Source organism: Streptomyces sp. NPDC004051 (assembly GCF_053604275.1).
The window spans coordinates 91,753-102,402 of sequence record NZ_JBSGHG010000015.1 but is presented as its reverse complement, the minus strand read 5'-3'; the positions used below and the strand labels follow the sequence as shown (position 1 = coordinate 102,402).

Here is a 10,650-nt window from a genome sequence, read left to right as displayed (position 1 = left end):
GGGTTTACTATGCGCCCCATGGACACATTGCCTTCGCATCAGGAGCTGACCGAGGAGTTGAGGCGCCTGAGACGGCTCGGGTTCCCCCGGCTGCGGCGCTGCTCCCGGGACGGGCTGCGCGCGGCCGCGGTGGCCGCCGGCTTCTGCGCGGACGCCGACGACGAACTCGAGGGCATAGAGGAGCTGCTCGGGTCCGCGGTACGGCGTCTGGGCGGCGGCGAACTGCGGGACGCGGACGACTGCGATCCGCTGGCCCGCGCCGCCGCGCACTCCTTCGGCCTCTTCGCCTACCGCCGCGGCGCGGCCGCCGCGGACCGGCGCAAGGCCGCGGCGGGCGTGTACGGGGTGAGCACCGAGCGCTTCCGCAAGAGCCAGGAGCACGAAGTGCTCGACGGTCTGGCCTCGGCGGTGCTCGCCCTGGCCCGGTCCGGCCGGACCGGTGTGCCCGGCGACGGCCGGACCGGCGCCCCGGGCACACCGGTCCGGCCGGGCCCGCGGACCGCGGTCCGTACGCCGCCCGCCGGCCCGGCCCCGGGCGGCCTCCGCCCGCGGCCGGCCGCCTCCCCTCCGGCGCCCGGCCGTGTCACGGTCCGGCTGTCTCCCATCGAACGGGTACGGGACGTCGACATCCTGGTCTCCTCCGAGAACGTCTACCTGGAGATGTCCAAGACCTTCCGGCCCACCGTCTCCGGCGTACTGCGCCGGGCGGCCGCCGAACGCTCGGACGGCGAGGTGGTGGACGACGTCCTCGCCCGCGAACTGGCGGTCTGGCTGCACTCCCACCGCCGGACCGGCCTCGCCGTACGGCCGGGCACGGTCGTGCCCACCTCCGCCGGGGCGCTCTCCCGGCAGGGCGTCCGGCGCGTCTACCACGCCGCCGTGGCCACCCCCGTGGACCACGGCAGCCGCTACCACGTCGCCCCCGACACCGTGACCGAGGCGGTCCGGGGCTCCTTCGAACTGGCCCGTGCCGAAAGGAAGTCACTCGCGCTCCCGCTGACCAGCATCTGCTTCCCGCTGCTGGGCGCCGGGCGCGGCGGTCTGCCCGCCGCCGACGCCGCGGCCCACCTGCTCGGGGCGGTCCGCGAGGAGCTGCGCCGGGACCCGAGCTGGTCCGTGCTGCTGGTGACCCGCAGGCGCGAGTACGTGGGGCTCCTCAGGGACGCCAACTCGGCTCCCTGAGCGTCACGCCGGCCTCCCGCAGCCCCTGCTCCACGGCCCTGAGTTCGCCGCGCAGCGGCACGCCGTGGAACCGCACCCCGGCGGGCGGCCCCGGTTCCACCACCGCCTGGAGTCTGCTGCCCGTGCTCTCCCGCTCCAGGTGCGGGGCGTACCGGGTCTCGCCCCGGGGCGTCAGCGGGCGCAGGCGCTGGTTGGCCGAGCCGCGCCAGACCAGACGGGTCGGCCGTTCCACCCGGAACCGGCCGGTGATCACCGCGTCGGCGCCGCGCAGCGCCCGGCGCCGCGCGGCCGTGAGTTCGTCCGGCTCGTACCCGGTGTACACCAGCAGGTCGGCCCCGTCCGCCCCGCCGTCGGCCCGGTCCCTGATCCGGGCGGCGCCGACCAGCAGTTCGGTCAGCGCCTCCGCCTGGTCGAGGGGCTCACCGCCGCTCACGGTGAGCCCCTCGGCCCCCCTGTCCAGCGCCTCCTCCCACATCCGCAGCAGACCGGAGACGTCCTCGGCGGTTCCCCCCTCGGGGGCCCAGGTGTGCCGGGACATGCAACCCGGGCAGGCCAGCGCGCAGCCCTGGAACCAGATGCCGAACCGTTGTCCCGGCCCCAGGGTCCCCAGGGGGAAATACGTGCTGCTGATCCGGGCTTCCATGAGCTCCCCTCCGTCACACCGGCAAGAAGTATCGGCGCCCGGACTCGGCTCGCGCAATCGCGCTTTCACCGTTCCCGGGCCGTCGTCCGGGCGAACTCCGGGCGTTTTCCGGATGCCCGGCGAGGAATGATCGATTCCGCCGGAAACCGGCCTCGTTCCGGTCGGATATTCAGTTACTCTCTCGATGTGCGGATCTCCCTCGGAGAGCCGTGCGGACGGAAATTGGAGGCTGTTCCATGACGAACTTCTCCGGTCGAACGGGGGGCCGTCCTCGAAGGGCGAAGCTCGGTTTCTTCTCCAGAACCGGCGCCCGGCTCCACGGAAGTCTCGATGCGACCGATCTGGTGTCCCTGATGACCGGCGCCCGTACCGGCGGCGCCCCGGCGGACCTGGCACTGCCGCCCTATGTGGTCGGGATCAGGAACGAGGTGGAGCGGGGCTGCTCGCGGTTGCGCCGGCATCTGCTGCACAGCCGGAGCGGACTGGTGGCGACGATCCACTCGGAGTCGGTCCGCGTCGTCACCCAGTACACGAAACGCGGCCGGCCGGCCCCGGCCGCGCTGGCCCGCTACGGCCGGATGGTGGCCGAGTGGCGCAACGCGGCCGACCTCCAGCGCACCAAGGCGCAGGAACTGGTCGACGAGGGGAACCAGTTGCTGGCCTGCTACTGGGACGCGGCCTGGCGGCGGGGGCACCGCCACCAGACCGCGGAGGCGGACGCGGACGCCGAGCCGCGGATGGGCGAACTCCGCCCGGCCGGCTGGCTGCCGGGCACGATGGCGCTGGACCCGGCCTGGCACCGGATCGACGACTGGCTGGACTCCGACTCCTGGTACGCGGAGCGCGGCCGGGACGAGACCGGTCCGGCGGTGGTCCAGGCGCTGGCCATCCTGCGGACCCAGCAGCCGGGCGCCGTCGCCGGGCAGCGGACCTAGGCGGAGGCCGATGACCGTGTACCGCCTCCGCGTACCCCCTGCGGCGGGGAGTTCCGCGATCCCGCCCCGGCCGGTGGCCCCGCGGCGCCTCGGCCCGGCCGAGGCGTACGGACTTCCCGGAGCCCCGGGAATCCCCGGATCTCCTGGAACTCCTGGAACTCCCGGAACCCCTGGGCCTCCTGGACCTCCTGGACCTCCTGGAAGGAAGAGAACCGTGCATCGATCGGTCTCCGACGGCCGGCGGCCGCCCCGACTGCGCCGCGCGGCCGCCCTGGTGCCCGCGGTGGGACTGCTGGCCGCGCTGGTCTCGTGCACCTCGCAGCCCGACCCGCTCACCACCCCGTGCGGCGTCGTCGTCGACGGATCCGGGTCCGGTTCCGCGACCGAGGAGGGGTTCGACGCGGAAGCGAAGCTGAAGAACAGCCTCCTGCCGTTCCTCGAGGAACAGAAGTGCGGCACCGTGGAGTTCGCGCCCGTCACCCGCTCCTCCAAGGCCTCCTCCTGCCAGGTGGCGGAGGTCGATCTGGACCCGCCCGGCAGCGAGACCACCGACCAGGAGAACGCGCGCGCCAAGGCCCGGGGCGTCGCCGCCGAGAAGGCGCTCGAGGAACTCGAGTGCGCGCGTACCCAGAACGGGTCGGACGTCTGGGGAGCGCTGGACCGCATCAGCGAGCTCATGCCCGGGGACGGGCCGGACGCCAGGCTGCTGGTCGTCAGCGACTTCGCCCAGACCGACAAGGAGTTCAGGATCTCCCGGGCCGACCTGTCGACCGCGCAGAAGCGCGAGACGGTCCTCGACACCCTGGTGAAGCAGCGCGGCCTGCCCGGACTCAAGGGCATGCACGTCTACCCGGTCGGCCTCGGCATGCAGTACGACGGCAGGCCCAGCGAGAGCGAGGACTTCGAGGCCTTCTGGGCCGAGATGCTGGAAGGGAGGGCGCAGGCCCATGTCCACTACGACTACAGGTGAGCCGCCCGGCCCGAGGCCGTGGCGCCGGTCGGCCCCGCGCCCCGAGGAGCCGGGGTCCCGGCGGTGGGCGTCGAGGGGGCGGCGGGACGGCACCCGGCCGGACCCCCGGCCCGGTCGCCCGGCGGTGCTGGACGTCCGGGCCGAGCAGCGTTTCCTGGAGGAGGCCGAACGCCGCGGCGCCGCCGCCGCCCGCAGCGGGGCGCTGGATCCGCTGGTGCTGCAGGGCGACGACCGGCTTCCGTACTTCGCCGAACTGGCATCGCTGCGGGACCGGGTCATCCGGGGCATCGGCGAGGAGGCGCACCACGCCGAGCAGCAGGCGAGGCTCGACGACGCGCACGCCCTCGCCGAGGCCGCGCGGCTGCGGGCCGAGGTGGAGCTGATCGACCGGGAACTGGTCCGGACCGACGAGCAGATCGCCACCACCACACGGCAGTTGGACCTGCTCGCGATGCGCTCGACCCGCTGGGAACGCTTCCGTGACGCGCTGCGCGAGCGCGTGGAGGGGCGCGCGCTGGAGGGCCGCGACGGACAGGCCCCCCGGCACCGGGACCCGGCCGGTGACACGGAAACCGGTGAGACGGAAACCGGTGGTACAGGGGGCGGTGGGACGGGGGACGGCGAGGCGTCCGGCGCGCGGGGGACACCGGACACCGGTGACCAGCAGTGGGTGAACGTGGGACAGCCCTCCCCCACCTCCGGGGCCCCGGCTCCGCGCCGCGCCGCGGAGCCCGGCCACTCCACCGCGTCGACGGGCGCCGGACTGGCCCGCGCCTGGGAAGGGCTCCACAAGCGGCCCGCCGTCCCGGACTGGATGAGGTGGGGTCTGCTGCTCCTGATCCTCGCGGTCGAGCTGCCCGTCTACTGGGTGGCCTACCAGCCGTTCCACGGCGTCGGCAACGTCAACGTGGACGTTCAGACCGGTGTGCTCGCCGTGGGCACGGCGGCCATGATGGTGGTGCTGCCGCACCTGGCGGGCCTGATGCTGCGACGGCGGCCGGAGACGGGCTCGTTCCGGGCGGTCTGGTTCCCCGCGCTGTCCCTGCTGGGCGTCTGGGTCTTCCTGACCGGCGTGCTCGGTGTCGTCCGCGCCAAGTACGTCATGCAGACCGAGGAACCCGCGCCCGCCGCCGACGGGTTCCGCCCCGCCGGCGCGGACACCGCCGCCGGCAGCCTGATCGAGCGGCTGCAGCTGGAGCCGTGGACGGTGACCTGGCTGTTCGTCGCCCTCCTCGTCCTCTCCGGGGGCATCGGCTTCCTGCTCGCCCTGTGCAAGGAGCACCCGTACCTGGACGCCTACCGCACCGCGATCGAGCACCGCGGCGAGCTGGTACGGCGGCGGGAGCTCAGCCTGGTCGAGGCGGAGCGCGAGCGGGGCACCGCGGAGACGGCCGACGCCCGGCGCGAGGACCGCAGGGCCGCGGCGGAGGACAGGGTGCGGGCCACCCGCGAACTCCACGAGGCGGCGGCCCACCGCTACCTCGACGGAGCCCTCATGTCGGCCAGGGAGCCGGCGGTCACGGAGGCGGCGATGCGGCTGTCCCAGAAGTGGCCCCTCCTCCCGATGACCCGCAGCGAGGTCTCCGTCTGACCCCGGGCCGTGTCCGGCCCCGGGCCACGGTCGTCCGTCCGCACGACGAGAACCCGCTGCCCCGGCCCTTCGCAAGGGCCGGGGCAGCGGGCTCGAACCGTGCCGCGGGTCAGCCGGGGGGAGCGGAGATCACCGACCGCAGGGGGCCCAGGAGCCGGTTGGCCCTCTCCAGTCCTTCCGCGGAGTCCAGCCGCCAGCTCTCCTCCGGCGTCCGGTCCGCCGCGCACGGCGCCCCCCGGTCGCCGAAGAACTGCACGGCGGCACGGGGCCGGCACCTCTTGGACGTCCACCGCAGCCCCTGCGCGGCGCCGCAGTGCCGGCGCATCACCTGCACCCAGTACCGCGTCTTGTCGTACTCGCGTTCCTCGCAGTCGATCAGCCACTCGTCCTGCCACACCGACGCCAGTCCCTCGGCCGTGGTCAGGTCGAGGAGCGTGACGTCCTCGGTGGTGCGCAGCGCGGAGAGCCGGTACCGGGAGGCCTGTGCCCACGGGATCAGCCGGACCCCCGAACCGCTGTCGAACTCCACGGACCGCAGGAACACCTCGGCCAGTGCGGTCATCGGGTCCAGCGCGGCGTAGAGGTAGGGGTAGGGGTCGCGCTCGGTGGCATCGAAGCGGCTCCCCTTGAAGTACTCGTGCGCCGGGCGGGGGTTGAACTCCGCCGCGCCGTAACGCCCACTGTGGCAGCGCCAGATGAGACTGCCGGCCGGGAGCACGGTGAGCAGCGGTTCCATGGCGACGCCCTCGGGCGGGGCCTGCAGCGCCATCAGTCCGCCTCCACCAGTTCGAGCGCGGCCCCTTCCAGCTCCTCGTCGGGCAGGGTGCCCAGGAGGTCCGCGGGAACGCCGTGCAGCCAGCTGTTGCCGCCCAGCCACCAGTCGGCCGCGCCCCACGGGTCCACATCGGCGCGGAGCAGGCCGTTGATGCGCAGTACGACGGGCAGCGGCTGGAGGGTGCCGGGCCGGAACTGGAAGCGCGGACAGTGCGCTCCGGGCCGTCCTGACCGGGGGTCCGCCAGCCGGATCAGCCCCGGCTGGTCCCCGTGCGAGGCGAGGAGTTCGGCGTGCTCCCGCTCGGTCAGAGCGGGAGTGGAGAGCAGTCGCGCCCGGGCCTCCGCCAGCAACTCCGCCGGCTCCGGGCCCGGTTCGGCGCCCGCCTCGGGCCCGGGAGCCGCCTCGGGCCCGGGGGCCGTCCCGGTTCCGGAGTCCGTCCCGGTCCCGGGGGCCGGTACGGACCCCGCCTCCCGTGCCTCCAGCAGGTTCAGCACCGTTCCGATCGCGTCGGCGGTCGGCAGGGCCCGGCCTCCCGTGCCGTCGGCCGCGTACCGGCGGCTGCCCAGCGCGTCGGACACCGGATGCTCCGGCGGCAGCGCGGAGAGCGCCCGGCGCAGTCGCCGCATGGCCGGGGAGGCGGACCGGCCGGCCGTCACCGCCTCGCGCAACTCGCGCAGTGCGGCGGCCACCTCCTGCCGGTCCTCCTCGTCGTGCAGGCCGTCGGCCAGCGACTCCTGGTGCCTCACCAGGAGCGCCAGCAGGTCTTCCGGGGTCACTGCGGGGTACCTCCCGAGGGGTTGCCGTGATGGACGAAGGCCGCCCAGACGTCGGTGTGGCGGAAGTCCCTGTTCCAGCGGCGGGCCCGGACCCGTTCCAGCGCCCGCACCGGCGGCCGTTCGGCGGGGTCGGCGAGCATCCAGCGCTGTGCCGCCCGCAGTGCGTCCGGCGGCGCCGCTCCGGCGGCGAGCCGGTCGTGCAGGACCAGCATCAGGATCTCGGACTCGTCGTCGCCCACGCCCCAGCGTGTTCCGACGGCGTCGGCCGCGAGCCGGTGCACCAGCACGGACGTCACGGTCAACGCCTCGTCGTGGTCGCGGGTGGTGAGGTCGGTCTCGCAGGCGCCGCACACCACGAGCGGCCCCCGCGACCGGTAGGCCTCACCGTCGTGCGGGGTTTCCAGCAGGGTGGCGAGGGTGAGCGGCTCGTCCTCGTCGCCACCCGCGGCCGAGCCGTCCTCGCCGGTGGAGCCGCCCGGCCGGGAGGGCGCCAGCCGGAGGGCGGAGGTCGTGGGGTCGGGGCCCGCGATGCCGTGGCAGGAGAGGTGGACCAGGGACGCGGCGGCCTCGGCGCCTCCCCCGACCAGGGACAGGACGGTCCGCGGGGTGGCGGGCGAGTCCCGGTCCCGGTACACCTCGGCGTGCGGATAGTAGACCTCGTTCAGAATCTCGATCTCCTCCTCCGCCCAGGCCAGTTGGTCGTCCCCGTGGAAGGCCAGCGCGGGACGTTCACCGGGGGGCATCCGGGTCCGGGCCGACGCCCGCAGGAACTCCTGGCCCGAGGCCGCGTGCGAGATCACCGAGACCTCGAAGGCACGCACCTCCCGCGGGCCGCCGAGCTCCGCCGGGGGACGCAACACCGCCGCGGGCCAGGGCACCACACCGAGGGTGCCGCACGGCACCAGGACCAGCCGCACCGCCCGGGCGGCCGGACCGCCGCCCGGCGGAGCGGGGGCCAGGCCCGATTCGGCGAGGGCCCTCGGCCACACGTCCAGCGTGTCCAGTACGGGCGTCAGCACCTCTCCGGCCCAGGCGCACACCTCGTCGAGCGCCTCCCGCCACCGTGTCTCGGCGCGCCGTGCCTCCTGCGGGGAGGAACCGGTGTCGGCGTCCACCCGCTTGCGTTCCGCTTCCGCGTCCAGGAAGGCGGAGAGCGGCGCGCGCCCCTCGACGGAGAGCGCGGACAGCGGCACGGACCGGGCGGGGCCCTCGGGCGTGACCAGGAGGACCGCTCCGTCGTCCGTGCCGCCGCCGGGCAGCAGATGGACGAGGGCGTCCACGTCCGCCCGGACCAGCCCGTCCCGCAGCGCGGCCACCCGTTCGGCGGGCGTCATGTCGTCGGTCTCCCGCTGCCCCGAGCGCAGCAGGTCGAGGGCCTGTCGCCGCACGTCTCCGGGGAGCCGGGGGCCGTCCCCGCCCGTCGCGAACACGGCCTCGACCGGGAACCCGGCCCCGGCCCCGCCCTCCGCCGCGGAAAACGGCGTCTCCCCCGTGCCGGGTGCCGCGGGCGCGACCGCCTCGCGCCACCGGTCCGCGAGCTGCACGGCGCCCAAGGCCTCGAGCCGGTCGGCGACGCTCCTGGACTCGGCCGCCGCAGCGAGCACCAGGGAGCGCCCCGCCTCCAGGCAGTCGACCGCCTCGTCCACCCGCCCCGCGGCCAGCGCCCAGGAGGCCGCGGTGCAGCCGTGGTCCGCGCCTCTCCGGGCGACGCGCAGGCCGTGGCGCACGCCGAGCTGGAGCAGGACCTCGTCCGCGACGGCCCGCAGCGACCGACGCGCGGCGGCCACGGCGGCCGGGAGGTCCTCCGCGGCCTGCGGGGTGCCGGGGTGGGCGGTCGCCCGGTCGGCCAGCCGGGAGGCGAGCAGCCAGTACACGCTCTGTGCGTCCGGGGCGCCCTCGGGCGGCAGGAGCCGGCAGGCGCTCTCCAGCTCGGCGATGGACTCGTCCAGCACGTCCGGGTCACCGGTGCGCAGTCGGAGGATGTCCAGACCGATGGCCAGGGAGACGCGGGTCTTGATCTCGAAGTCGAAGGTGAGGCCCGGCTTCCCCAGCGCGGAACGGGTACGCCGCAGCCCCTCCCTGAGACGTTCCGGGTCCGATCCGAGCAGAGCGGACAGACCCTGCACGGGGGCCGCGTTCACCTGGCTCAGCGTCTCGAAGGTGACGAGCCCGCCGAGGCTCTCCAAGGCCTCCTCCATATGCATGACGGCCTGGTGCATGTCCGCGCGCGAGCCGGACATCTGGGCGCGGGACAGATAGGCGTATCCCAGCGTGTACCCCAGCACTCCCAGCATGTCCTCGGCCGCCAGCGCCTCGGAGTCGAGGTCGTGGAGCTCGTCGATGAGCAGGTCCGTGGCGGCGAGGTCCCGTGTTTCCCGCAGTTCCCTGAGACGCAGCTGGACGCGCAGGCAGTCGGCGAGGACCCGCAGCGCGCTGCCGGTCCCGTCGGCCGGCAGCGGGGGGAGGCTCGCCAGGAGGCCTTCCGCCGCCTCCGTGTCCAGCAGGCTGCCGCCCGTCTCGCCCGCGAGCATCAGCAGCATCGACACCGTGACGTGGAGCCACTCGGCCTGCCCCTCGTCGGCGAACTCCCCGGTCCTGGCGGCTTCCTGGAGCTGCCCCAGCGCGCTGTGCAGGCGTCCGCGGTCCCCGGTGCGCATGCCCAGCGAGATCTGCAGCATCACGGCGATCATGCGGGACGACAGCGGGGAACCCGACTGGGACAACCGGCCGATGATCTGGGAGACCTCCTCGCCCCGCACGATCCGGGGCGACGTCGCCTCCATCAGTGCCAGAAACTCCGGTACGAGGGTGTGGTCTCCCTCCTCCCGCGAGCCGGACTGCTCCGGCCCGTCGGGGGAGGGGGAAGGAGAAGAAGAGGGAGAAGGAGAAGGAGAGAACCGGCCGGTGCGCAGCATGGAGCCGGCGGTCTCCATGGCATGGCGGAGCGGCAGGGGGAGATGGGCGGAGCTCTTCCGCAGCTCCTCCGCGAACCCGGCCACCGCCTGCCCGTCGTCCATCCGGAGCGTCGTGAGCCGGTCGAGGGTCCCCATGAGCTGCCGTACGGGGTCCGGAACCTTCTCGCCGAGGCCGGCTTCGAGCGCCAGCCGGTAGAGCAACTGGAGGTCCTCGACGTACCCGGGGCCGCCCTGACCTCCCGGTCTGCCCACCCACATCATCTCGTTGAGGGTCGCCTCGTCCAGGGTGTCGAAGGACCTCCTCGACACCCCGCCCAACCGGCGGGTGAGCAGCAGGATCAAGTGCTTTCGCGTCGTGAGGCGCTCCTGCTCGGTCAGTGCGTCGTACTGCCGTGCCGCCGCCAGCAGGGCCTGCGCCCTGACACGGTCCTCGTCGGCTCCGCCGAGCACGGCCCTGACGGAGAGCAGCAGGCCCAGCCGGGCCTCCAGCCGGGCCACGGCCACGGCCACTGCGGGGTCCCCGCCCGCCGTGGCCGCTCCCTCGGCCAGGAGTGCGTCGATCTCCTCGATCTCCCGGTCGAGTTCGGCCCCGCGAAGGCCCTCGTACGTCTCGGGTTCCGTGGGCGCCCGGCAGCCCTCCGTACGGGACAGGGCCGTTTCGGCCCGGACGGGCAGCGGTTCGGTGGCGACGTCGCTCATGGTCCGTTCCTCCCGGTGTCATCATGCCCACCGCGTGCCCCCGGCGGTGGCGGACCGGCGGCATCGCCACCCGCACAACCGGTTTTCGCCCGAACTCCGCCCGTCGGGGCACCGTTTGAGGTACGGGTGGGTCACCACCCGGTCGTGTTCCGGGCGTTGGGCGC

At 74.5% G+C, this 10,650-nt stretch carries 8 protein-coding genes; 4 read left to right on the top strand and 4 right to left on the bottom strand.

The window, feature by feature from the left end; translation table 11 throughout:
- Window positions 1-18: 18 nt before the first annotated feature.
- A complete protein-coding gene (locus ACWEQO_RS18100; protein WP_452984159.1) occupies window positions 19-1,182 on the top strand; it encodes a macro domain-containing protein in 1,164 nt (387 codons plus the stop codon).
- Here ACWEQO_RS18100 and ACWEQO_RS18095 read toward each other — a convergent pair.
- Window positions 1,157-1,825, bottom strand: coding sequence for a 4Fe-4S single cluster domain-containing protein (locus tag ACWEQO_RS18095; RefSeq protein WP_452984157.1), 669 nt, complete (start codon window positions 1,823-1,825; stop codon window positions 1,157-1,159). The genes ACWEQO_RS18100 and ACWEQO_RS18095 overlap by 26 nt on opposite strands.
- A gap of 353 nt (window positions 1,826-2,178) precedes the next feature.
- On the opposite strand from ACWEQO_RS18095, the gene ACWEQO_RS18090 reads away from it, so the two are divergent.
- The 3 genes from ACWEQO_RS18090 to ACWEQO_RS18080 all read left to right on the top strand — a co-directional run bounded on the left by ACWEQO_RS18090 (window position 2,179) and on the right by ACWEQO_RS18080 (window position 5,321).
- On the top strand, window positions 2,179-2,760 hold the full coding sequence (locus ACWEQO_RS18090; protein WP_452984155.1) for a hypothetical protein: 582 nt from the start codon (window positions 2,179-2,181) through the stop codon (window positions 2,758-2,760).
- A gap of 214 nt (window positions 2,761-2,974) precedes the next feature.
- Window positions 2,975-3,730, top strand: a complete 756-nt coding sequence (locus tag ACWEQO_RS18085; protein WP_452984153.1) for a hypothetical protein — start codon at window positions 2,975-2,977, stop codon at window positions 3,728-3,730.
- A complete protein-coding gene (locus ACWEQO_RS18080) occupies window positions 3,708-5,321 on the top strand; it encodes a hypothetical protein (RefSeq protein WP_452984151.1) in 1,614 nt (537 codons plus the stop codon). The genes ACWEQO_RS18085 and ACWEQO_RS18080 overlap by 23 nt, the downstream gene beginning before the upstream one ends.
- Before the next feature lie 109 nt (window positions 5,322-5,430).
- On the opposite strand, the gene ACWEQO_RS18075 is transcribed toward ACWEQO_RS18080, so the two are convergent.
- From ACWEQO_RS18075 to ACWEQO_RS18065, 3 genes are read right to left on the bottom strand one after another with little or no spacing between them, the layout of a single operon-like run.
- Window positions 5,431-6,090, bottom strand: a complete 660-nt coding sequence (locus tag ACWEQO_RS18075; RefSeq protein ID WP_452984149.1) for an RES family NAD+ phosphorylase — start codon at window positions 6,088-6,090, stop codon at window positions 5,431-5,433.
- A complete protein-coding gene (locus ACWEQO_RS18070; RefSeq protein WP_452984147.1) occupies window positions 6,090-6,872 on the bottom strand; it encodes a hypothetical protein in 783 nt (260 codons plus the stop codon). Before ACWEQO_RS18070 ends, ACWEQO_RS18075 begins: the two co-directional genes overlap by 1 nt.
- Window positions 6,869-10,486: a CHAT domain-containing protein gene (locus ACWEQO_RS18065; RefSeq protein WP_452984145.1), complete on the bottom strand. Its 3,618-nt coding sequence runs from the start codon at window positions 10,484-10,486 to the stop codon at window positions 6,869-6,871. The genes ACWEQO_RS18070 and ACWEQO_RS18065 overlap by 4 nt, the downstream gene beginning before the upstream one ends.
- Between the last annotated feature and the right edge of the window lie 164 nt (window positions 10,487-10,650).